The following is a 22,607-nucleotide window of genomic DNA, read 5'->3' as shown; positions in this document are numbered from 1 at the left end:
TTTGGGCTCAGGCTGCTTCGCGGAAGCGGTATCCCACTCCGTAGAGTGTTTCAATCATATCAAAGTCGGTGTCGACCATCTTGAATTTCTTGCGCAGCCGCTTGATGTGGCTGTCGATGGTCCGGTCGTCGACATAGACCTGTTCGTCATAGGCTGCGTCCATCAGCGCGTCGCGGCTTTTGACGACGCCGGGGCGCTGCGCCAGCGAATGCAGGATCAGGAATTCGGTGACCGTCAGCGTCACGGCCTCACCCTTCCAGGTGCAGGTATGGCGTTCCTGATCCATGACCAGCTGCCCGCGTTCCAGCGAGCGGGCCTGCTGCACAGCGCCGTTCTTCGGCGCGCCGACAGGGCTGGCGCCGGCGGCGGCGGCTTCACGGCTCGAGGCGCGGCGCAGCACGGCGCGGACACGCTCGACCAGCAGGCGCTGCGAAAAAGGCTTGGTGATGAAATCGTCGGCGCCCATCTTCAGGCCGAACAGCTCATCGATCTCCTCATCCTTGGAGGTGAGGAAGATGACGGGAATATCCGACTTCTGCCGCAGGCGGCGCAGCAATTCCATGCCGTCCATGCGCGGCATCTTGATGTCGAAGATCGCCAGCTGCGGCGGGCGCGCCAGAAGGCCGTCGAGGGCCGAAGCACCGTCCGTATAGGTCTCGACCTTATATCCTTCGGCCTCCAGTGCGATCGACACCGAGGTGAGGATGTTGCGGTCGTCATCAACGAGCGCGATTGTCGGCATGGTGTTCGTCTCCGTCATCAGTGCGCAATCTCCCGGATTTGCTTTCCCCAGGCGGTCTCAGTGACCGGATGCGCTTATGGAGGATAAAGGTGGAACAAATTGTGGCAAAGATAAAGGGAAAGATTGTCGTCTAATTCGAAGGCAATCCTGAGTGGTGCGGTAAAATGTTTCAACGCGCCCATCTAAAACGATTTAAAATTATGGCGTTAAATTTAAATCGATTAAATAATTGATATTACTATATTTTTTCGAGTTTTATCTCTTGTGTTTTAAAATTTCTCCCCGTATTTTCGCGATTAGTTTTAACGGCAACGAGCCTGAGCGAAGGGAACTAGCCATGGAAATGTTCGGAGTTCATAACCCGGCAACAGAGCTGGCAACGGTTGGATTGGGCGGCGCAACCAGCGTTCGCTACAACTTTTCCGCCGCCGCGCTCTATGAAGAATCGATCCGCCGGGGCGAAGCCGAACTGACCGCTCAGGGTGCGCTGCGGGCTATCACCGGCCAGCACACCGGCCGTTCGCCGCGTGACAAGTTCGTCGTACGCGACAGCAATACCGATGGCGAAATCTGGTGGGACAACAATAAGCCGCTTTCGCCGGAACATTTCGCGCTGCTGCGCGCGGATATGCTGGCGCATGCCGCGGGCAAGGACCTGTTCGTTCAGGATCTCATTGGCGGTGCCGAGGAAGGCCATGCTCTGCCGACCCGTGTCGTCACCGAATTTGCCTGGCATTCGCTGTTCATCCGCAATCTGCTGATTCGCCCGGACGCCGCAGCGCTGCCGAGCTTTGCACCGAAGCTGACGATCATCGATCTGCCGAGCTTCAAGGCCGATCCGGCCCGCCACGGCTGCCGTTCGGAAACGGTGATCGCCTGCGACCTGACCAATGGTCTCGTCCTCATCGGCGGCACCTCCTATGCCGGTGAAATGAAAAAGTCGGTCTTCACCGTCCTCAATTACCTGCTGCCCGCCAAGGGCGTGATGCCGATGCACTGCTCGGCCAATGTCGGCCCGAATGGTGATGCCGCAGTATTCTTCGGCCTTTCCGGCACCGGCAAGACGACGCTGTCGGCCGACCCGGCCCGCACGCTGATCGGCGATGACGAACACGGCTGGAGCGAAAACGGCATCTTCAACTTCGAAGGCGGCTGCTACGCCAAGACCATCCGCCTGTCGGCCGAAGCCGAGCCGGAAATCTATGCGACGACCCAGCGCTTCGGCACCGTGCTCGAAAACGTCGTGCTGAACGAGCGTCGCGAGCCGAATTTCGATGACGGCTCGCTGACCGAGAACACCCGCTGCGCCTATCCGATGGATTTCATCCCGAACGCTTCGGAAACCGGCCGGGCCGGGCATCCGAAGACGATCATCATGCTGACCGCCGATGCCTTCGGCGTCATGCCGCCGATCGCCCGTTTGACGCCCGATCAGGCGATGTATCACTTCCTCTCCGGCTACACCGCCAAGGTGGCCGGCACCGAAAAGGGTGTGGTCGAGCCGGAAGCAACTTTCTCCACCTGCTTCGGCGCGCCTTTCATGCCGCGGCATCCGGCTGAATACGGCAATCTGCTCAAGGAACTGATCAGCCGCCACGGCGTCGAATGCTGGCTGGTGAATACCGGCTGGACCGGCGGCGCCTACGGCACCGGCAAGCGCATGCCGATCAAGGCGACGCGCGCGTTGCTCGCCGCCGCCCTGACCGGCGAACTCGGCCAGGTCGAATTCCGTGCGGATACCAATTTCGGCTTCGCCGTGCCGGTCTCCGTCAACGGCGTCGACAGCAGCATTCTCGACCCGCGCTCGACCTGGGCCGACAAGGCAGCCTATGACGCACAGGCCGAAAAGCTGGTCTCAATGTTCATCGCCAACTTCGCGAAATTCGAAGGTCACGTCGATGGCGGCGTCCGCGACGCAGCCCCGGGCGTGAAGGTTGCGGCCGAATAAGCTAAGCCCGCCTAAAAAATTCTTTGACTCACGTGAAACCCGGCATCGCAGGATTGCCGGGTTTTTCGATTGACGGCCGATATTTTCAACGGGCTGCCGATGTGAGATAGAACGGCGCATGGCCAGCGAAGCACTCTATATCAACGACAGGATCACCATCGCCGGATGGGAGCTGACGGAACAGTTCGTTCTGGCGGGCGGCCCCGGCGGGCAGAATGTCAACAAGGTCTCGACCGCGGTCCAGCTGTTTTTCAACATTCCGAATTCACCGTCGCTGAATGACCGTGTCAAAACCAATGCGGTCAAGCTCGCCGGCCGGCGCATGTCGAAGGACGGCGTGCTGATGATCGAGGCGAGCCGGTTTCGCAGCCAGGACCGCAACCGCGAGGATGCGCGCGAGCGGTTGAAGGAATTGATATTGGAGGCTGCCAAGCCGCCGCCGCCGCCGCGCAAGAAGACCAAGCCGACCAAAGGTTCGGTGGAGCGCCGCCTGAAGGAAAAATCCGGCCGCTCGGAAGTCAAGAAGATGCGGGGCCGCCCTGGTGGCGGCAGTGAATGACATGCCGGAGCTCTTGAGCGGCATTCGCCATCTCCCCGGCTATCTCGACCGGGCGCGTCAGGAGGCCCTGGTCGAGGTGATCCGCACGATTGTCGCCGAGGCGCCGCTTTATGTGCCCGTCATGCCCGGGACCGGCAAGCCGATGTCGGTGCGGATGACCAATTGCGGGCCACTCGGCTGGGTGACCGACAAGGAGCGCGGCTATCGCTACCAGCCGACGCATCCGGCAACCGGCAGGCGCTGGCCCGATCTGCCGCAGGAATTGCTCGAAATCTGGAATGACGTTGCCGGCTACGACAAGCCGCCGGAAGCCTGCTTGATCAATTTCTACTCCGATGAAGCCCGCATGGGCCTGCATCAGGACAAGGACGAGAAAGATTTGCAGGCGCCGGTCGTCTCGATCTCGCTCGGCAATAGCTGCCTCTTCCGCGTCGGTGGCCTCAGCCGCAATGATCGCACGCTATCCTTCAAGCTTTCGAGCGGCGATCTGGTCGTGCTGGGCGGCGAGGGGAGACTGTGTTTCCACGGCGTCGACCGCATTCATCCGGCGACGTCGACGCTCTTGAAGAATGGTGGCCGCATCAATCTGACGCTGCGCCGCGTCAATCCTCCAGGCTGATGGCCAGCAAGGATCGCCTGCTATAGTTTCCGCAGCGCGACCTGCTCGATCAGATGGTCCTTGCCCTTTTTGAGGATGAGATCGGCACGCGGGCGCGTCGGCAGGATGTTCTGTCGCAGGTTTTTCAGGTTGATGTTCGCCCAGAGATCCCCGGCGATTTCGAGCGCTTCCGCGTCGCTGATCGAAGCGTAGCGATGGAAATAGGAATTCGGATCGCGGAAGGCGGTTTCGCGCAGCCGCATAAAACGTGCGACGTACCAGTTGTGAATCAGGTCTTCGGCGGCATCGATATAGATCGAGAAGTCGAAGAAGTCGGAGACCATCGGCACGATCTTGCCGCCGGCCGGCAGGTCGCGCGATTGCAGCACGTTGATGCCCTCGAAGATTAGTATGTCCGGCCGGTCGACGATCTTGTATTCGTCCGGCAGCACGTCATAGACGAGGTGCGAATAGCTGGGCGCCTTGACATCCGGCTGCCCGGCCTTGATCGCCGAGAGAAAGCGCAGGATCGCGGCCGTGTCGTAACTCTCCGGAAAACCCTTGCGCTGCATCAGCTTTTCCCGCTGCAGCACGGCATTCGGATGAAGGAAGCCGTCGGTGGTGACGAGATCGACCTTCGGGCTGGAAGGCCAGCGCCCCAGCAGTTCCTTGAGAACGCGGGCCGTGGTCGATTTTCCGACGGCGACCGAGCCGGCGATGCCGATGACGAAAGGCGTCTTGGTCACATCGGAGAGGCTGAGGAAGCGGTTTCGCTGTTCGAACAGCATCTGCGAGGATTCGACATGCGCCGAAAGCAGCCGCGACAGCGACAGATAGATGCGCCTGACCTCGTCGAGATCGATCGGGTCGCCCATCGAACGCAGCCGCTTGACCTCGTCGCTGGTCAGCGTCAGCGGCGTGTCGGCGCGGAACTTCGCCCATTGTTCGGAAGAGAAGAAGTGGTAGGGCGAATAGGAGTCCGACTGGAAGTGATCCAACGTTTCCGGCACCCCGATAATCTCAGTCGCGATACTCATGAACTCTGCCGGCCGGCCTTTTCCTTGAGGCCGGACTGCGCGGTTCTGCGCTCGAGCTCGGCCATGACATTCTCTAACGGTATTTCAGCAATCTTCAATACGACCAATAGGTGATAGAGCACATCGGCGGCTTCATAAGTCAGATTGTCGCGGTCACCGGTCACCGCCGCCATCACCGCTTCGATCGCCTCTTCACCGAGCTTCTTTGCCGCTTTCGGCTGGCCGGCGGCGACGAGCTTGGCTGTCCAGGATTTCTCCGGCGAAGCTGTCGAGCGCTCTGCGACGATGCTTTCGAGATCGGAAAGGGAAAATCCGCTCATATGTCCGCTTTCAAGGTTCAGTCGAGACGCATGTCGATGCCGCACTTCGACATATAGTGCTTCGCTTCTCCGACGGAATAGGTGCCGAAATGGAAGATCGACGCAGCGAGAACGGCATTGGCATGGCCCTCTTTCACTCCGGCGACGAGATCGTCGAGGTGGCCGACGCCGCCTGAGGCGATGACGGGCACACGCACCGCATCGGCAATCGCCCGCGTCAGCTCCAGGTCGTAGCCGACCTTGGTGCCGTCGCGGTCCATCGAGGTCACCAGCAGCTCGCCGGCGCCGCGTTCCACCATCTTCTGGGCGAATTCGACGGCGTCGATGCCGGTCGCATTGCGGCCGCCATGCGTATAGATTTCCCAGGCGCTGAGATTGTCGCCGCCGACCGCCTGCGTGCGTCTGCGCTTGGCGTCGATCGAGACGACGATGCACTGGTCGCCGAACTTGTCGGCCGCCTCAGTGACGAAGTCGGGATTGCTGACCGCCGCCGAATTGATCGAGACCTTGTCGGCGCCGCACAGCAGGAGCTTGCGGATATCGGCGATGGTGCGCACCCCGCCGCCGACCGTCAGCGGCATGAAGCATTGGTCGGCCGTGCGCGACACGACATCGAAGATCGTCTCGCGATTGTCCGAGGAAGCGGTGATGTCGAGGAAGCAGAGTTCGTCGGCGCCGGCCGCATCATAGGCCTTCGCCGCCTCGACGGGATCGCCGGCATCGACGAGATTGAGAAAGTTGACGCCCTTGACGACGCGGCCGTCCTTGACGTCGAGGCAGGGGATGACACGGGCCTTGAGGGTCATTACGCAGTCTCCTTTGCCCTGCTGGCCTTGATCAGCGCCAGTGCTTCCGCGGGGTCGATGCGGCCGTCGTAAAGCGCGCGGCCTGAAATTGCCCCTTCGAGCTTCTGCGCATCCGGCTCCAGCATGCGCCTGACGTCATCGAGAGAGGCAAGGCCGCCGGAAGCGATGACCGGAATGGAAACGGCCTCGGCAAGTTCCAGCGTCGAGGCCCAGTTGATGCCGGCAAGGATGCCGTCGCGGTCGATATCGGTGTAGATGATCGCGGCAACGCCGGCGCCTTCGAATTTCCGGGCGAGCTCGATGACACCGAGCTCGGAAGCTTCAGCCCAGCCCTCGACGGCCACCTTGCCGCCCTTGGCATCGATGCCGACGGCGACGTGACCAGGAAACTTCCGGCAGGCTTCGATGACCAGATCAGGATTTCTGACCGCGACGGTGCCGAGAATGACGCGCCGCAGCCCGCGCGACAGCCATGCTTCGATATGATCGAGCGTACGAATGCCGCCGCCGAGCTGCACCGGATTTTTCGTTGCCTTGAGGATCGCTTCCACGGCATCGCCATTGGCCGAATGTCCCGCAAAGGCACCGTCGAGATCGACCACATGCAGCCATTCGAAACCCTGGTCTTCGAAGGATTTCGCCTGGGCGGCCGGATCGGTGTTGTAGACCGTCGCCTGTTGCATGTCGCCGAGCTTCAGGCGGACGCATTGGCCGCCCTTCAGATCGATCGCGGGAAAAAGGATCATGTCGTCTTACGTCCGTAGAGTGGTCGGTACCATCAGCGCATTCCACGCATCTACGATATCCGAGTGAAAAAAGACAGCGGCAATGGTGGCCGCGCCGAAAAGCAGAAGAAGGAGCAGGGTGACGGTGAAGCCGGCCCGAACCTGGCGCCAGAAGCCGAGACGCCGCTTCATCGATTTCTCGATGTCGCGCACCTCTCGCAGCGCCTGGCTGTTGACGGCGGCGAGGCGGATTTCCGGCTCCATCGCCTCCACATAGGTTTCGGCATAACTCGAAAGGATCTGCGAGGCGCGGTCGCGCAGCGTATTGCGCAGATCGGTGGAGAGGTAGTTGCCGGCGACCGCGGCAAGCTCGGCCTCGTTGGGAGAACGGCCGACATTGCGCTTGCGGTAGCTGAGGACGAAATCGCGCTTCTGCCGCTCGTAAAGGGCATAGGCCAGCAGGCCGATCAGATCGTCCTCGCCTTCGATATAAAATTCCAGCACGGCCTCGGCGATATCGTCAGCGTTGATGCCGTTGCCGCGCAGCTGCGAATTCTCGTTGCCGGCAAGAAATTCGTGGATCATCGGTCCAGCCTTTCTTTCAACGCCTTGGCTGCATTGGAAAGCGCTCTCTTGTGAATGGCCTCATCGACACGGCGGATGATTGTTCCGTCGGGAAGCCGGATATCCGAGAAGGGCGGCAGACCTTCTCTAGAGGGACTCAGCATATAGAACACCTTGCCTGATTTCCGCGAAGCCGGCATCGAGCGCACTCCTGTTCCGCCGTTTCCATAAAGGGGAAATAAGGCGGCGGTATTACGGGTTCCAGCGCAGGAAATTGGCAATCAGCGCCAGGCCGAGCTTCTGGCTCTTCTCCGGGTGAAACTGGGCGCCGACCATGTTGTCGCGCCCGACCAGAGCCGTCATCGCACCGCCATAGTCGACGGTCGCGATGACATCGCCGGCGTTCTCGGCGGCAAGATGATAGGAATGCACGAAATAGGCATGCAGCCCCTCGGACCCCGTCGGAATGCCGTCGAACAACGGATGTTCGCGCTGCAGGTCGAGCGTGTTCCAGCCGATCTGCGGGATCTTCAGCGCGGGATCGTCCGGCGTCATCTCGACAACATCGCCGGGGATCCAGTTAAAACCGTGCGTCACGGTCTTCTCGAGCCCGCGCGAGGACATCAGCTGCATGCCGACGCAGATTCCGAGGAACGGCCGGGCCTTCTTCTCGACAGCTTCGATCAGCACCTCGGCCATATCGGGCACGGCATCAAGACCGCGCCGGCAATCGGCATAGGCGCCGACGCCGGGAAGCACGATGCGATCGGCGGCGGCAACATTTTCGGCCTTGTCGGTGAGATCGATATGCGCATCGATGCCCGCTTCACGGGCGGCCCGTTCGAAAGCCTTGGTCGCCGAGCGCAGATTGCCGGAACCATAATCGATAATCGCGACGCGCATCGTCAGCGTCCTCCATCAAAACCAAAGAGACCAAGCGAGGTGGCCTGGCCAGGCGGATTGTTCGGACGGGTCTTGTTCTCCCAGTCCGGTGTGGTGTCCTTGTTGCTGTCGGCAACAGCCGCCTTGTCCGAGAAATAGACGTCCTCGGCAATGCCGATCGTATCGGCTGCAACGAGCCCATCTTCGGTCCAGCCCTTGGCGGCGAGGCTGCGGATGCGGAAATTCTGGCCCTCGAGGCCGACCAGCACATTCACGCCCAGCATGAGGGCCGCTCCCGCCAGCCCGAGACCCCGCTCCTCCATCAGCGCACCGCCAATGGCCTGCAGCAGAAAGGCTGCGGCCGCATGCGGCCACAGCCGATGTGCGAGCAGCCAAACGCATGGAAACAGAAAGCCGAGCAGCGTGAAGCCGTCACGGATGGTCCGAGTCTCTTCGACCGTGGCGCTCGTGCCGCCGGGCGGCGTCAGGAAAATATAGCTGGATGTCATTGTCGCCGCTCCCTTGAGGGGCTCAGACGAGCGTGCCCTTCGTCGAAGGGACACGGCCGGTCTGTCTCGGATCGATCTCTGTCGCCGTGCGCAATGCGCGGGCAACGGCCTTGAAGCATGTCTCGGCAATATGGTGGTTGTTGGCGCCATAATGGTTGAGAATATGCAAGGTGATGCCGGCATTCTGGGCGAGCGCCTGGAAGAATTCGCGAACGAGTTCGGTATCGAACGTGCCGATCTTCGGCGCGCTGAAGGCGACGTTCCAGACGAGGAACGGCCGGCCGGAAAGATCGACCGCGGCCTTGGTCATCGTCTCGTCCATGGCAAGATCGATCGAGGCATACCGCGTGATGCCGCGCCGGTCGCCGAGCGCCTTGGAGATCGCCTGGCCGATGGCGATGCCCGTATCCTCGACCGTGTGGTGGTCGTCGATGTGCAGGTCGCCCTGGGATTCGATCTCCATGTCGATCAGGGAATGCCGCGAAAGCTGGTCGAGCATATGATCGAAGAAGCCGACGCCGGTCGAAATCTTCGATTTGCCGGTGCCGTCGAGATTGACGGAGACGGAAATCGAGGTTTCGTTGGTCTTGCGGGAAACGCTGCCCGTGCGGCTTGCTGCGGTCTCGGCCATATGGCCCTCCATCGGAATAAGGCCGTTCCTTATCAGGCGGATCGGCAAATATCCAGAAGCCGGGCAAGAGAAAAGCCCGCCCATTTGCAAACGGCGCCGGCCTGCTTACATAGGGCTCAACAGGGCCGGTGTGCGGCCCAGCATAGTAGCCCGCGTCGTGGGCAGACAGGTGTTTGATGACAACGATCATTACAGTTCGAAAAGGCGGCAAGGTCGTAATGGCTGGCGACGGCCAGGTGAGCCTCGGCCAGACCGTCATGAAGGGCAATGCCCGCAAGGTGCGCCGCATCGGCAAGGGCGAAGTGATCGCCGGTTTCGCCGGCGCCACCGCCGATGCCTTCACCCTGCTCGAAAGGCTTGAGAAGAAGCTGGAGCAATATCCCGGTCAGCTGATGCGCGCCGCCGTCGAGCTCGCCAAGGACTGGCGCACCGACAAATACCTGCGTAATCTCGAAGCCATGATGCTCGTCGCCGACAAGTCGATCACGCTGGCCATCACCGGCAATGGCGACGTCCTGGAGCCCGAGCATGGCACGACGGCGATCGGTTCGGGCGGCAATTTTGCCTTCGCCGCCGCCCGCGCGCTGATGGATACCGATAAATCGGCCGAAGAGATCGCACGCCGCGCCCTCGAAATCGCCGCCGACATCTGCGTCTACACCAACCACAATATCGTGGTGGAAACGCTGGATGTCGAAGGCTGAATCTCAGTGCCTTCCGGCCGCTGCCGCGGCGAACAAAGACGAATTGCGGCCGGGCGCTGATGGCCCTGGACCGCCAGGAGAATGACACGCAATGACGACCTTTTCCCCCCGCGAGATCGTTTCCGAACTCGATCGCTACATTATCGGCCAGCATGATGCCAAACGCGCCGTCGCGATCGCGCTGCGCAACCGCTGGCGCCGGCAGCAGCTCGACCCCAGCCTGCGCGACGAAGTCATGCCGAAGAACATCCTGATGATCGGCCCCACCGGTGTCGGCAAGACCGAGATCTCCCGCCGTCTGGCAAAACTCGCCGGCGCGCCCTTCATCAAGGTTGAGGCCACCAAATTCACCGAAGTCGGATATGTCGGCCGCGATGTCGAGCAGATCATCCGCGATCTGGTCGAAGTCGGCATCGGTCTCGTGCGTGAGAAGAAGCGGACCGAGGTTCAGGCCAAGGCGCATGTCAGCGCCGAGGAGCGTGTTCTCGATGCGCTGGTCGGCACCACCGCATCACCCGCCACCCGTGAAAACTTCCGCAAGAAGCTGCGGGACGGTGAGCTCGACGACAAGGAAATCGATATTGAGGTGGCCGATGCCGGTTCCGGCATGGGCGGCTTCGAGATACCCGGCATGCCGGGCGCCAATATCGGCGTGCTCAATCTGTCGGAAATGTTCGGCAAGGCGATGGGCGGACGCACCAAGAAGGTCCGCACGACGGTCAAGGCCTCCTATACCGACCTGATCCGCGATGAATCCGACAAGCTGATCGACAATGAGGTGATCCAGCGCGAGGCCGTTCGCTCCACCGAGAATGACGGGATCGTCTTCCTCGACGAAATCGACAAGATCGCCGCCCGCGACGGCGGCATGGGCGCCGGCGTTTCGCGCGAAGGCGTGCAGCGCGACCTTCTGCCGCTCGTCGAAGGCACGACGGTTTCGACCAAATACGGGCCGGTGAAGACGGATCATATCCTCTTCATCGCCTCAGGCGCCTTCCATGTCTCCAAACCCTCCGATCTTCTGCCGGAGCTGCAGGGCCGATTGCCGATCCGCGTCGAATTGCGCCCGCTGAACAAGGAGGATTTCCGCCGGATCCTGACCGAGACGGAAGCAAGCCTCATCCGCCAGTACCGCGCGCTGATGGAGACCGAAAGCCTGAACCTCGAATTCACCGACGACGCGATCGATGCGCTCGCCGATGTCGCCGTCCATCTGAACTCCTCCGTCGAGAATATCGGCGCCCGCAGGCTGCAGACGGTAATGGAGCGGGTCCTGGACGACATTTCCTATAACGCCCCCGATCGCGGCGGGACGGCCGTGACCATCGATGCCGCCTATGTACGTGAACATGTCGGCGATCTCGCGCAGAATACCGATCTCTCGCGCTTCATTCTGTGATATCGACGCACCGGTCCATGTCTTTCCCGATGTGAATGCCGGATTGTCACGAACTCTCTCTCGACAGCGGGCCTTTTACTTTTTAGTGAAGGCCCGTTTTGTTTTCCGCTCCGGCTTTATTCGGCCAAGATTCTGGTCCAGTCAGCCGCATCGCAAACAGGACGATGGAACGGGACGGGATAGCGGATCGTGCGACGCCTTTTGACAAGCCTTTTGATTGCCGCTGCCCTGGTGAATTCGGCGCCTGCCTTCGCCATGCAGACGGTGCCGGCCGGCAATCGTCATGCCGAGCAGCCTGATATACCGGGCGCTTCCGTCAGGCGTACCAAGGGAACCAAGAGCAGCTTCGATCTGAAATATGAAAAGGTTCACGAGCTGCTGGCGACCGATCACGAGCTGATGGGCAAGATCCGCAAGGTCTCCAGCGCTTACGGCATCAATCCCATCCATGTCGTCGGCGCAATCGTCGGCGAACACACCTATAATGTCGACGCTTACGACCGGCTGCAATCCTACTATGTCAAGGCTGCTTCCTACGCCGGAGAAAGCTTCCGCTTCGCCTATGACGGCGAAAACGTCGATGAATTCGTGGCGCGGCCGCAATTTGCCGAATGCAAAGGCAAGAGTGATTCCTACACGCTGTGGTCCTGCCGCGAGGATGTCTGGGAAAGTGATTTCCGAGGCAAGACCGTGGGTGGCAAGAGCTTCCCCAACAACCGCTTCAGCGCGGTCTTCTTTCAGCCCTTCTACGCCGGACAAACCTTCGGCCTCGGCCAGGTCAATCCGCTGACGGCGCTGATGCTCTCCGATCTCGTGGCCCGCGTCTCCGGTTATCCGAAATTGAACGAGAAGAATGCCGGCGCCGTCTACAAGTCAATCATGGATCCCGATGTCTCGCTCGCCTTCGTCGCCGCCTCGATCCGCCGGTCGATCGACGATTACAAGGAGATTGCCGGCATGGATATCTCCGGCAATCCCGGCCTGACGGCAACGCTTTATAATGTCGGCAACTCGCGTCAGCGCGCCGCCGCACTCGCTGCGAAGAACCGCTCTTCGGGTGCGACCGTCTGGCCGGAGGAGAATTATTACGGCTGGCTGATCAACGACAAGCTGGACGAACTGAAGGGCCTGCTCTAGCTTCAGAGCCTGACGGGAAGCGTTGATCTTCCCCAAAAGGCTTTTCCGATGGACATGCGTCCTGAACCCTTCGTTCCGCCGGCACCATTGCCGCGCACCGTGCCGCCGAGCCGGCTGGAAATCATCCGCACCATCCTGCGCAATCCGCTCGAACTCTGGGGTGAGCCGTCCTATACGCTGCCCTGGATCAAGACGAGCTTCTTCGGTCAGCACACGCTGATCGTCAACGATCCCGGCTTGATCAAGCATGTGCTGGTCGACAATGCTGGCAATTACCGCATGTCCGATATACGCCAGCTGGTGCTGCGCCCGATCTTGCGGGACGGCCTGCTGACGGCAGAAGGCTCCGTCTGGAAAAGATCACGCAAGGCGGTGGCGCCTGTTTTCACGCCCCGCCATGCCCAAGGATTCGCCGGGCAGATGCTGCGCCAGTCGGAAGACTATGCCGGCAAATATCAGAGCGCGGGCGAGACGGGGGCAATTTTCGATATCAGCACGGACATGACGGAGCTGACCTTCGCGATTCTCGCCGACACGTTATTTTCGGGTGAAATCGTCACCTCGAGCGGCCATTTCGCCGATGACGTCAATGCTCTCCTGCATCGTATGGGCCGCGTCGACCCGATGGATCTGATGCGCGCTCCCTCCTGGGTTCCACGTGTGACACGCATCGGCGGTCAGAAAGTGCTGGAGAAATTCCGTGCCATCGTGCGCGACACGATGGATATGCGAACCGCAAAGATGAAGGCCGATCGCGCCACGGCCCCCGAAGATTTCCTCACCCTGCTGCTGGAACAGGCCGGCCCCGACGGGCTGACGAAGGAAGAAATCGAAGACAATATTCTGACCTTTATCGGCGCGGGGCATGAGACCACGGCACGGGCATTGGCTTGGACGCTCTATTGCGTCTCGAACAGCCCGCATATCCGCGATGCGATGGAAACAGAAATCGATGCGGTGCTCGCCACCGGGGCCGAACCGGTGGAATGGCTGGATATGATGCCGCAGACGCGCGCCGCCTTCGAAGAGACCTTACGCCTCTATCCGCCGGCGCCATCGATCAATCGCGCCGCCATCTCGGATGATTCCTGGACAAGCCCCAAGGGCGAGCGGGTCGAGCTCGAGGCCGGGATCACGGTGCTCATCATGCCCTGGACGCTGCATCGCCATGAACTTTATTGGGACAGGCCGCGCGCCTACATGCCCGAGCGCTTCCTGCCGGAAAATCGCGGCTCTATCGGCCGCTTCCAGTTCCTGCCTTTCGGCGCCGGCCCGCGCGTCTGCATCGGCGCAACCTTTGCGCTTCAGGAGGCGGTGATCGCGCTTGCCGTGCTGATGCATCGCTATCGCTTCGATTCCACCGATGAGACCAATCCCTGGCCGGTGCAGAAGCTGACGACGCAGCCGCAGAACGGCCTGCCGATGCGGGTAACACCGCGCATAATTTCCCGATAAGCATAAATCTTTCGAATTATTGCGGAATTGACTGTGAATGAAAGCCGGGCAAAGTGGCAGCAATCAAAGTCGTTGCCAGGGAGTATGTCGCATGAGCCGCATTGATAAGAACGGTCTTGCCATCGAAGCCGTCCTTCATGATTTCCTCGTCCAGGAGGTTCTGCCGGGTCTGGCGATCGATGTGGACAAGTTCTTTGCCGACTTTTCGGCGATCGTCCACGATCTCGCCCCGAGGAATCGCGCCCTGCTGGCAAGACGCGACGAGCTGCAGGTCAAGATCGACGACTGGTATCGCCAGCACGGCGCGCCTGCGGATATGGACGACTACCAATCCTTCCTGCGCGGGATCGGTTATCTCCTGCCGGAAGGATCGGACTTCCAGGTTTCGACCCAAAATGTCGACCCCGAGATCGCCTCGATCGCCGGCCCGCAGCTCGTCGTTCCCGTCATGAATGCCCGTTATGCACTCAACGCCGCCAACGCCCGCTGGGGCTCGCTTTATGATGCGCTCTATGGCACGGACGCCATTCCGGAGAGCGACGGCGCGGAAAGGGGCAAAGGGTACAATCCGAAGCGCGGCGAGAAGGTCATCGCCTGGGTACGCGATTTCCTCGATATGTCGGTGCCTTTGCAAGACAGCAGCTGGAAGAATGTCGGCAACTTCGCCGTCAAGGATGGGATGCTTGTCATCAGATCGGTCGATGGCGAGCAGGTCATGCTTGTCGATGGCAGGCATTTTGCCGGCTATCGCGGCGATGCTGCCGCCCCGACGCATCTTCTCCTGAAGAACAACGGCATCCATATCGAGATCGTCATCGATGCGACAACGGCGATCGGCAAGACCGATCCGGCCCATATTTCCGATGTCTGGCTGGAATCGGCGATCACCACCATCATGGACTGCGAGGATTCGATTGCCGCCGTCGATGCCGAGGACAAGACTGTCGTCTACAGCAACTGGCTCGGCCTGATGAAGGGCGACCTGCAGGAAGAGGTTGTAAAGGGCGGAACGAGCTTCGTCCGCAAGCTCAACCCGGATCTGGACTATACCGGTCCTGATGGCGCTGCCTTCGAACTGCATCGCCGTTCCCTGATGCTGGTGCGCAATGTCGGCCACCTGATGACCAACCCGGCGATCCTCGACCGCGACGGTGCCGAAGTGCCGGAGGGCATCATGGATGCCGTCATCACCGGCCTGATCGCGCTTTACGATATCGGCCCGGCCGGCCGGAGGAAGAATTCCCGCACCGGTTCCATGTATGTGGTCAAGCCGAAGATGCATGGACCGGAAGAGGTGGCCTTCGCCGTCGAGATCTTTTCGCGGGTCGAAGATGCGCTTGGCATGGCGCGCAACACCATCAAGATGGGCATCATGGATGAGGAGCGCCGCACGACGGTCAATCTCAAGGAATGCATCCGTGCTGCCCGCGAGCGGGTCGTCTTCATCAATACCGGCTTCCTCGACCGCACCGGCGACGAGATCCACACCTCGATGGAGGCCGGCCCGATGATTCGCAAGGGCGACATGCGCCAGGCAGCCTGGATATCGGCCTATGAGAACTGGAACGTCGACATCGGCCTGGAATGCGGCCTCGCCGGCCACGCCCAGATCGGCAAGGGCATGTGGGCAATGCCGGATCTGATGGCGGCGATGCTGGAGCAGAAGATCGCCCATCCGAAGGCCGGCGCCAACACCGCCTGGGTCCCGTCGCCGACCGCCGCGACCCTGCACGCCACCCATTATCACCGGGTCAATGTCGCCAGGGTTCAGCAGGGGCTGAAGGACCGCGCCCGCGCCAAGCTCTCCGACATTCTCTCCGTGCCGGTCGCGGTACGGCCGAACTGGACGCCGGAGGAAATCCAGCGCGAGCTTGATAACAATGCCCAGGGCATCCTCGGCTACGTCGTACGCTGGGTCGATCAGGGCGTCGGCTGCTCGAAGGTGCCCGATATCAACAATGTCGGCCTGATGGAGGATCGCGCCACATTGCGCATCTCGGCCCAGCACATGGCGAACTGGCTGCATCACCAGGTCGTCACCGAGGCTCAGATCGTCGAAACCATGAAGCGCATGGCCGCCGTCGTCGACCGGCAGAACGAGGCGGATCCTCTCTACCAGCCGATGGCCGGTAATTTCGACAGCTCGATCGCCTTCCAGGCCGCCCTCGACCTCGTGCTGAAGGGCAGGGAACAGCCGAACGGCTATACCGAGCCGGTGCTTCATCGCCGCCGCCTCGAGTTAAAGGCGAAGCAGGCCGGTTGAGAGCATCGTTTTGAATATGAAAAGGCCGCCGAGACGACAGTCCGGCGGCCTTTTTTATACCGAATTCGCTATCTACTTTACTGGATGACGACGACCTTGGACGTGCCCTTGCCGGGACGGACGCGGCTATAAAGATCGATCACGTCCTGGTTCATCAGGCGAATGCAGCCCGAGGAAGCGGCGGTGCCGATCGAGGCCCATTCCGGCGTGCCGTGCAGGCGGAACAGCGTGTCCTTGCCATCTTCGTTGAAGAGATACATGGCGCGCGCACCGAGCGGATTGCTGAGGCCCGGCCCCATGCCGTCCTCGACATATTTGGCGACGTCAGGGCGGCGAACGGCCATTTCCTTCGGCGGGTGCCAGGTCGGCCATTCCTGCTTCCAGGCGACGTAGGCGGTGCCGGCCCATGCGAAGCCCTGCTTGCCGACGCCGATGCCGTAACGCATCGCCTTGCCGTTGGCGAGGATGTAATAGAGGAAGCGCTCGCGCGTGTTGACGATGATCGTACCCGGGCGCTCGGTGGTCTGGTAGCTGACGACCTGGCGGCGGAACTGCGGCTTGACCCGGTCGATCGGGATCGCCGGCAGAGAGTATCCGGCATCCTTCGTCACGCCATAGGCGTCGTTGAAGATCTGGGCTGTCTGTACGGTCGGGCCTGCGCCCTTGTCGTCGACGGATGCGCTGTCTGATGTCGAGGAGCAACCGGCCAGTGCGAGCGTTGTCAGCAGGCCAAATACCGGGAATGCATTGCGGATGCGCATAGATGACTCTTGAAGTTTTAGGGCAAGGGAGAACAGTCTTTCGACCATCGTTGATTATGGTTTATTTTCGATTAACTTGCGCTTTGCAAGGCTACTGCAGCGCGACAAATCCGTCTGCGGCGCAAATTAGAAGCGCATGGTTTTTTTGCAACAACACGCCAGCCCCTACTGTGGTTATCCATGACGATTTTGAGCGTTTACAATAACAATCCGTTAATCGATGGCCGGCAATCGGACAGAGCCATGATGGTGCGGCGCGGAACGCAGATTTTGCTGCATGAAATGCGCCATGCCGTGCTGCCCGAACTGCCGCTGGCCAGCGGCCGCCGTGCTGATTTGATCACCGTTTCGGAAAAGGGCGAGGTCTGGATCATCGAAATCAAGACGTCGATCGAGGATTTCAGAGTAGATCGCAAATGGCCGGAATACCGGCTGCACTGCGACCGGCTGTTCTTTGCGACTCACGAAGGTGTGCCGCTCGACATCTTTCCCGAGGAGTGCGGGCTTTTCCTCTCGGACGGTTATGGCGCCCACATGATTCGCGAAGCGCCGGAACACCGTTTGGCCCCGGCCACGCGAAAATCCGTCACGCTCAATTTCTCGCGCGCCGCCGCCCAAAGGCTGATGATGGCCGAATGGGCGAACGGAAAGCCCTTCACCGTCGATGACGTTTGACGGATGTCTTGGCTATTTCGGCGCGCGTTTGGCGAGGATGCGCTGCAGCGTGCGCCGGTGCATATTGAGCCGGCGCGCCGTTTCCGACACGTTGCGCTCGCACATTTCATAGACCCGCTGGATATGTTCCCAGCGCACCCGGTCGGCCGACATCGGGTTCTCGGGAAGCTCGGCCTTTTCGCCCGGCCGCTGCGTCAGCGCCGAAAAGACGTCGTCGGCATCCGCGGGCTTTGCCAGGTAATCGACGGCGCCGAGTTTTACGGCGGTCACCGCGGTTGCGATATTGCCGTAGCCGGTCAGCACGATGATCCTGGTGTCGTCGCGCCGCTGGCGGATCGCTTCGATGACATCGAGCCCATTGCCGTCGCCGAGCCGAAGGTCGACCACCGCATATTTCGGCGGCCTGGCCTTCGATTTCGCAACGCCTTCCGCCACTGATTCGGCCGTTTCCACCTGGAAACCGCGTGTCTCCATCGCCCGGGCCAGCCGGCGCAGGAACGGCCCGTCGTCGTCGACGATCAGCAGACTGGCGTCGGGACCGATATGGTCTTCATCCCCAGTGGCGAAATTTTCGTGATTATGTTCTGTCATCGTCTTGGCCCTGGCGCTCGAACGCCCGATCTGCGTCAACCGCTTATATCCTACTTATGCCGACAAAGTCACTTTGTCGAATTTGCGTCGATCAGCATGCGCGGCCATTCGATCCGGATCCGCGCGCCCGCACTTTCCGGGTCGCGATTCTCGAAAATCAGCGATGCGCCCGAGCGCTCCAGCAGCGTCTTGGCGATGAAAAGCCCGAGCCCAAGGCCGCCCGCCGTATCCTCTTTCTGCCGTTTGGTCATGTAAGGCTCGCCGATCCGTGTCAGAATATCGGGGGCGTAACCGTTGCCGTCGTCCTCGATGATGATCAGCACTTTATCGTGATCATGCTCGACAGTGATCCTCACTTTCTCCCGGGCATAATCGACGGCGTTTTCGATCAGATTGCCGAGCCCGTACATGATGCCGGCGTTGCGGTCGGTCACCGGCTCGTCCTTGCGCGGGCTCTTTTCGATCAGCTCCAGCGCAATGCCGAATTCCCGGTGGGGCGCGACGATCTCTTCGATCATCGAGGAAAGCGGCAGCCGTCGCATATGCGCTTCGCCTTCGGAGGAAAGCGTCGTCAGCCGCCGCAGGATGTCACGGCAGCGCTCGCTTTGGCTGCGCAGCAGCATCACGTCCTCGCGGAAACGATCGTCGTCCTTGAGCTCCCGCTCCATTTCCTTGGCGACGACGCTGATTGTCGCAAGCGGCGTGCCGAGTTCATGGGCAGCGGCGGCCGCCAGTCCGTCGAGCTGGGAAAGATGCTTTTCCCGCTGCAGCACCAGTTCGGTCGCCGCCAGCGCATCGGCGAGCTGGCTCGCTTCCATCGACACCCGGTAGGCATAGAAGGCGGCAAACGCCATCGTCGAGGCGATCGAACACCAGACGCCGAACTGCATGACGTTGTGGACATTGATCTCGACGCCGTCGAACCACGGTAGCGGAAAGGGCGAAAAGGCAAGCACCGTGATGCAGACCATCGCAAAGCCGATCAGCGCCGTGCTGTAACGGATCGGCTGCGAGGCAAAGGAGATGATGACCGGCACGCAGACGAGGGCTGCGAAAGGATTGGCTAGGCCGCCGGTGATGAAGAGTAGCGCGCAGAGCTGCAGAAGATCGAAGCCGAGCAGTGCAAAGGCGGCCGGCGGTCCCAGCCGATGTGTCGGCGGATAGCGGATCGTCAGGTAGAAATTCACCCAGGCAAGCGCGGCGATCAGCGAAGAGCTGGCGATCAGCGGCAAGGGAAATTTCAGCCAGAAGGCCACGATGAACACCGTCAGCGCCTGTCCGCAGACCGCAAGCCAACGCAGCCGCACCAGCGTCTGCAGCCGCAGCCTGCGGCTGCTGTGCCGGTCTTCCAGCGTATGGCTTTCCGTCTTGTCAATCATGCCGAGGGCTCCTCAAATGGCCCTCATGTACCACGCGGTTTTGCCCGTGTCGTCGGCAACGCCTCTTCCGGCCGCTCCGGCCAGGGATGCCTGGGATAACGGCCGCGCATATCGGCGCGCACATCCTTCCATGAGCCGGCCCAGAAGCCCGGCAGGTCGCGGGTCGTCTGGATCGGCCGATGCGCCGGTGAGGTCAGTTCGAGCAGCAGCGGCAGGCGGCCTCCGGCTATCGCCGGGTGCTGCTTCAGCCCGAACAGCTCCTGCACGCGGATCGTCAGCACCGGCTCCTCGCCCTCATATTGGATCGGATGCCTGTGACCGGTCGGCGCTTCGAAATGGGTCGGCGCAAGTCGGCTAAGGTCGCGCTGCAACGCGTGCGGCACCAGGGACATCAGCCCGTTCGAAAGCCCGGCTGCGGAGATCTCGGAAAGGCCGCGGGCCTCCGTCTGAAACGGGCCGAACCAGTCGTCCAGCCGGGAAAGCAGGGCATCGTCGCTGACATCGGGCCAGGGATCGCCGATCGTCCGGTGAAGAAATCCGATCCGCTCGCGAAGTTGCACGGCGTCCTTCGAGAAGGCGAGGTGATCGAGCCCGAGCTCGCGCACCCCCTCCACCAGCGCCTGGGTGACCGCGGCTCCGGAAGGTCGCGGCAAGGGCGTCTCTTCGAAGACGATCGCGCCCAGCCGGGTTGCCCGCCGCGCCCGTATCTGCCGGCTTTGCCGGTCGAAAAAGATCTGATCGCCGGTTTTGATCTCACCGGGCAGCTCGGCTTCGATGTCGCCGCGTGTGACCTCGGCCGCCGCCAGAACCCGCGCCTGCGCCGCCCGCCCGGTGAGATCGGCGATGACAAGCATCTGGCTGCCGGCCAGCCTCTCGGTTTCCGGCAGTTCCGCGCCGCGCCCGTTCGCCATGACGAACCGGCCGCGGCCGCCGCGCTGAAGGGCGATTCGATCCGGGAACGCATGCAGCAGCAGCTGGCCCGCAAGCGCCGGCGCCGTGGAGGTCACTCTGTCGAGGCCGCTCGCCAGCCGTCCTGCCAGCCGCCGCGAAGCCTCCGCTCTTTCGCCGCGCTCGGCTTTGAAGCGTCGCAGCCGCTCCTCGATATCGATGTTCGTCCCGCCCAGTCCCTGTTCGGTCAGAAGCACGGCGATCAATGCCGCCTCCCGCGCATGCCCCGATTCGCCCGCTGAAACGACCATGGCGGCAAGCCGCGGCGGCAAAGCGAGATCGCGCATGACCTTGCCGCGCGCCGTCAGCGCTCCATCCTTGTCGAGCGCACCGAGCTGGCCGAGCAGCACGCGCGCTTCCCTGAGCGTCGTCTCCGGCGGCTGGTCGACAAAGGCAAGCGATCCAGGATCCTGAACGCCCCAATGGGCGAGATCGAGCACCAGCCCGGAAAGATCGCTGGAAAGGATCTGCGGCGGTGTGAAGGCCGGCAGGGCCGCCGTCTGTCCCTGGTGCCACAGCCTGACGGCGATGCCCGGTTCCGTTCGGCCGGCACGGCCCGCCCGCTGATCGGCCGACGCCCGCGACACGCGCACCGTTTCCAGCCTCGTGATCCCGGTCGATGCCTCGAATACCGGCAGACGCTGCAGCCCGCTGTCGATCACGATCCTGACGCCGTCGATGGTGATCGAGGTTTCGGCAATCGACGTCGCCAGCACGATCTTACGCATTCCTTTGGGCACCGGTCGGATCGCCGCGTCCTGCTCCTTCTGGCCAAGATTGCCATAGAGCGGCGCAATCACTGTTTCGCTTCCGAATCGTCCCTGCAGCCGTTCCGCGGTTCGGGTAATTTCCGCCTGTCCGGGCAGGAAAGCGAGGATCGAGCCGGTTTCATCGGCATAGGCGTCAAGTATCGCCCGCGTGACCGCATCCTCGATACGCTCGCCGCCCGGCCGATCCTGGTAACGCGTATCGATCGGAAAGCTGCGCCCCAGGCTTTCGATGACAGGCGGATGGGAGAGCAGGGCCGCCACACGCTCGACGTCGAGGGTCGCCGACATGACGAGGATACGCAAATCCTCGCGCAGCGCCGATTGGACGTCGAGCGCCAGCGCCAGCCCGAAATCGGCATCCAGCGAACGCTCGTGGAATTCGTCGAAGATTACGACCGAGACCCCGGCGAGTTCCGGATCGTCGAGAATCATCCGGGCAAAAACCCCTTCGGTCACCACCTCGACCCGCGTCGCCGCCGATATCCTGTTGTCGAGGCGCATGCGGTAGCCGACCGTGCCGCCAACCTGTTCACCGAGCAATGATGCCATTCGGTTTGCCGCCGCCCGCGCTGCCAGCCGCCGCGGCTCGAGCAGAATGATCTTGCCGCCGCCGCGCCAGGCCTGGTCGAGCAGGTAAAGCGGCACCAGCGTCGTCTTGCCGGCGCCGGGTGGGGCCGAAAGAACGGCGCGTTTCTGCTCAGCCAGGGCGGCGCCGACGGCCGGCAGGACATGTGAAACCGGAAGCTCCGGCAATGATGCACTGATTGTCACTTTCGTCCTGTCATCGTCTTATAGGCAAGGATGGCGCCGGCCAGCTGTTCTTCGTCGAGAACAAGCATCCCTCACTCCGCCGGATCGGTCTTTCCTCCGAGACTAGCGAGTGAGGCGCGCTATAGGCAAGCACCTGGAATTCCGCTTCGGGCTTCCCATATAAGCCTTGCTCCCTCGCCGAAGCCTTTCTCTGGGGATTTGGCGAAAACGAATCTCAAAAACCGCTCGATTGGGCGGTGGATTTCTTTGTTTTGAGAGATGAGCGCTAAAAGCCCTTCATTTTCAACCTGTTACAAAATTGTCAAAAAACTTTGGTTTGGTGTGTTGACTTGGAAAAGGGGTTAGTTCTATAAGCCCACTCACTGAACGAGGGCGGCGGCGCTGCTGGCGACGAAGTCTTTCGTTCTTAAGAAACTCAAGCGGATTGGCGGAT

The 22,607-nt window shown here is 61.4% G+C and carries 23 protein-coding genes; 9 read left to right on the top strand and 14 right to left on the bottom strand.

Features of this window, described 5'->3' with window-relative positions; translation table 11 throughout:
• Nucleotides 1-7 precede the first annotated feature (7 nt).
• Nucleotides 8-742 carry a response regulator transcription factor gene (locus tag FHX14_RS03555; protein ID WP_003589490.1) on the bottom strand — a complete coding sequence of 245 codons (735 nt, stop codon included), beginning with the start codon at nucleotides 740-742 and terminating at the stop codon, nucleotides 8-10.
• 337 nt (nucleotides 743-1,079) lie between these two features.
• Here FHX14_RS03555 and FHX14_RS03550 point away from each other — a divergent pair, with 337 nt between their 5' ends.
• The 3 genes from FHX14_RS03550 (at nucleotide 1,080) to FHX14_RS03540 (ending at nucleotide 3,868) form a co-directional block, all read left to right on the top strand.
• Nucleotides 1,080-2,690: a phosphoenolpyruvate carboxykinase gene (locus tag FHX14_RS03550; RefSeq protein ID WP_184376303.1), complete on the top strand. Its 1,611-nt coding sequence runs from the start codon at nucleotides 1,080-1,082 to the stop codon at nucleotides 2,688-2,690.
• A 118-nt stretch (nucleotides 2,691-2,808) separates the two neighbouring features.
• A complete protein-coding gene (gene arfB, locus FHX14_RS03545; protein ID WP_184376301.1) occupies nucleotides 2,809-3,249 on the top strand; it encodes an alternative ribosome rescue aminoacyl-tRNA hydrolase ArfB in 441 nt (146 codons plus the stop codon).
• A 1-nt stretch (nucleotide 3,250) separates the two neighbouring features.
• A complete protein-coding gene (locus tag FHX14_RS03540; protein WP_184376537.1) occupies nucleotides 3,251-3,868 on the top strand; it encodes an alpha-ketoglutarate-dependent dioxygenase AlkB in 618 nt (205 codons plus the stop codon).
• 20 nt (nucleotides 3,869-3,888) lie between these two features.
• Here the strand turns inward: FHX14_RS03540 and coaA are convergent, their stop codons facing one another.
• The 9 genes from coaA to hisB are packed head-to-tail and all read right to left on the bottom strand — an operon-like array spanning nucleotide 3,889 to nucleotide 9,321.
• Complete coding sequence (gene coaA / locus FHX14_RS03535; protein WP_003589484.1) at nucleotides 3,889-4,884, bottom strand: type I pantothenate kinase; 996 nt, start codon at nucleotides 4,882-4,884, stop codon at nucleotides 3,889-3,891.
• Complete coding sequence (locus FHX14_RS03530) at nucleotides 4,881-5,204, bottom strand: phosphoribosyl-ATP diphosphatase (protein ID WP_184376299.1); 324 nt, start codon at nucleotides 5,202-5,204, stop codon at nucleotides 4,881-4,883. The genes coaA and FHX14_RS03530 overlap by 4 nt, the downstream gene beginning before the upstream one ends.
• A 17-nt stretch (nucleotides 5,205-5,221) precedes the next feature.
• Nucleotides 5,222-6,010, bottom strand: coding sequence for an imidazole glycerol phosphate synthase subunit HisF (hisF, locus tag FHX14_RS03525; protein ID WP_054185463.1), 789 nt, complete (start codon nucleotides 6,008-6,010; stop codon nucleotides 5,222-5,224).
• Nucleotides 6,010-6,756, bottom strand: coding sequence for a 1-(5-phosphoribosyl)-5-[(5-phosphoribosylamino)methylideneamino]imidazole-4-carboxamide isomerase (gene hisA / locus FHX14_RS03520; RefSeq protein WP_003589479.1), 747 nt, complete (start codon nucleotides 6,754-6,756; stop codon nucleotides 6,010-6,012). Before hisA ends, hisF begins: the two co-directional genes overlap by 1 nt.
• A gap of 6 nt (nucleotides 6,757-6,762) precedes the next feature.
• Nucleotides 6,763-7,320 (bottom strand): hypothetical protein, encoded by a 558-nt coding sequence (locus FHX14_RS03515; protein ID WP_184376297.1) that lies wholly within the window; start codon nucleotides 7,318-7,320, stop codon nucleotides 6,763-6,765.
• On the bottom strand, nucleotides 7,317-7,499 hold the full coding sequence (locus FHX14_RS03510; RefSeq protein ID WP_012559419.1) for a hypothetical protein: 183 nt from the start codon (nucleotides 7,497-7,499) through the stop codon (nucleotides 7,317-7,319). Before FHX14_RS03510 ends, FHX14_RS03515 begins: the two co-directional genes overlap by 4 nt.
• Nucleotides 7,500-7,551: 52 nt before the next feature.
• The gene (gene hisH / locus FHX14_RS03505; RefSeq protein WP_184376296.1) at nucleotides 7,552-8,202 is read right to left on the bottom strand and encodes an imidazole glycerol phosphate synthase subunit HisH; all 651 of its coding nucleotides are present in this window, start codon (nucleotides 8,200-8,202) and stop codon (nucleotides 7,552-7,554) included.
• Between the two features lie 2 nt (nucleotides 8,203-8,204).
• A complete protein-coding gene (locus FHX14_RS03500; RefSeq protein WP_184376294.1) occupies nucleotides 8,205-8,690 on the bottom strand; it encodes a DUF2628 domain-containing protein in 486 nt (161 codons plus the stop codon).
• 22 nt (nucleotides 8,691-8,712) lie between these two features.
• Nucleotides 8,713-9,321, bottom strand: a complete 609-nt coding sequence (gene hisB, locus FHX14_RS03495; protein ID WP_003589473.1) for an imidazoleglycerol-phosphate dehydratase HisB — start codon at nucleotides 9,319-9,321, stop codon at nucleotides 8,713-8,715.
• 176 nt (nucleotides 9,322-9,497) lie between these two features.
• On the opposite strand from hisB, the gene hslV reads away from it, so the two are divergent.
• The 5 genes from hslV to FHX14_RS03470 all read left to right on the top strand — a co-directional run bounded on the left by hslV (nucleotide 9,498) and on the right by FHX14_RS03470 (nucleotide 16,279).
• The gene (hslV, locus tag FHX14_RS03490; protein WP_049732693.1) at nucleotides 9,498-10,025 is read left to right on the top strand and encodes an ATP-dependent protease subunit HslV; all 528 of its coding nucleotides are present in this window, start codon (nucleotides 9,498-9,500) and stop codon (nucleotides 10,023-10,025) included.
• 91 nt (nucleotides 10,026-10,116) lie between these two features.
• Nucleotides 10,117-11,424, top strand: coding sequence for an ATP-dependent protease ATPase subunit HslU (gene hslU, locus FHX14_RS03485; RefSeq protein ID WP_097625131.1), 1,308 nt, complete (start codon nucleotides 10,117-10,119; stop codon nucleotides 11,422-11,424).
• Between the two features lie 189 nt (nucleotides 11,425-11,613).
• Nucleotides 11,614-12,561: a DUF1402 family protein gene (locus FHX14_RS03480; protein ID WP_183692348.1), complete on the top strand. Its 948-nt coding sequence runs from the start codon at nucleotides 11,614-11,616 to the stop codon at nucleotides 12,559-12,561.
• A 48-nt stretch (nucleotides 12,562-12,609) separates the two neighbouring features.
• Nucleotides 12,610-14,016, top strand: coding sequence for a cytochrome P450 (locus FHX14_RS03475; protein WP_184376292.1), 1,407 nt, complete (start codon nucleotides 12,610-12,612; stop codon nucleotides 14,014-14,016).
• A 91-nt stretch (nucleotides 14,017-14,107) separates the two neighbouring features.
• On the top strand, nucleotides 14,108-16,279 hold the full coding sequence (locus FHX14_RS03470) for a malate synthase G (protein WP_184376290.1): 2,172 nt from the start codon (nucleotides 14,108-14,110) through the stop codon (nucleotides 16,277-16,279).
• 77 nt (nucleotides 16,280-16,356) lie between these two features.
• Here the strand turns inward: FHX14_RS03470 and FHX14_RS03465 are convergent, their stop codons facing one another.
• Nucleotides 16,357-17,040 (bottom strand): L,D-transpeptidase, encoded by a 684-nt coding sequence (locus FHX14_RS03465; protein ID WP_097625135.1) that lies wholly within the window; start codon nucleotides 17,038-17,040, stop codon nucleotides 16,357-16,359.
• Nucleotides 17,041-17,220: 180 nt separating this feature from the next.
• Between FHX14_RS03465 and FHX14_RS03460 the strand changes: the two genes are divergently transcribed.
• Nucleotides 17,221-17,715, top strand: coding sequence for an MmcB family DNA repair protein (locus FHX14_RS03460; RefSeq protein WP_003589465.1), 495 nt, complete (start codon nucleotides 17,221-17,223; stop codon nucleotides 17,713-17,715).
• Between the two features lie 12 nt (nucleotides 17,716-17,727).
• On the opposite strand, the gene FHX14_RS03455 is transcribed toward FHX14_RS03460, so the two are convergent.
• The 3 genes from FHX14_RS03455 to hrpB all read right to left on the bottom strand — a co-directional run bounded on the left by FHX14_RS03455 (nucleotide 17,728) and on the right by hrpB (nucleotide 22,174).
• On the bottom strand, nucleotides 17,728-18,306 hold the full coding sequence (locus FHX14_RS03455) for an ActR/PrrA/RegA family redox response regulator transcription factor (protein ID WP_184376288.1): 579 nt from the start codon (nucleotides 18,304-18,306) through the stop codon (nucleotides 17,728-17,730).
• A gap of 68 nt (nucleotides 18,307-18,374) precedes the next feature.
• Nucleotides 18,375-19,685 carry an ActS/PrrB/RegB family redox-sensitive histidine kinase gene (locus FHX14_RS03450; protein ID WP_184376286.1) on the bottom strand — a complete coding sequence of 437 codons (1,311 nt, stop codon included), beginning with the start codon at nucleotides 19,683-19,685 and terminating at the stop codon, nucleotides 18,375-18,377.
• Nucleotides 19,686-19,708: 23 nt separating this feature from the next.
• Nucleotides 19,709-22,174, bottom strand: a complete 2,466-nt coding sequence (hrpB, locus tag FHX14_RS03445; protein WP_184376284.1) for an ATP-dependent helicase HrpB — start codon at nucleotides 22,172-22,174, stop codon at nucleotides 19,709-19,711.
• Nucleotides 22,175-22,607: the final 433 nt, after the last annotated feature.

The organism is Rhizobium sp. BK619, assembly GCF_014195245.1.
Lineage (GTDB): Bacteria > Pseudomonadota > Alphaproteobacteria > Rhizobiales > Rhizobiaceae > Rhizobium > Rhizobium acidisoli.
The sequence above is the reverse complement of the archived record's forward strand: the minus strand, read 5'-3'. Positions and strand labels throughout refer to the sequence as shown.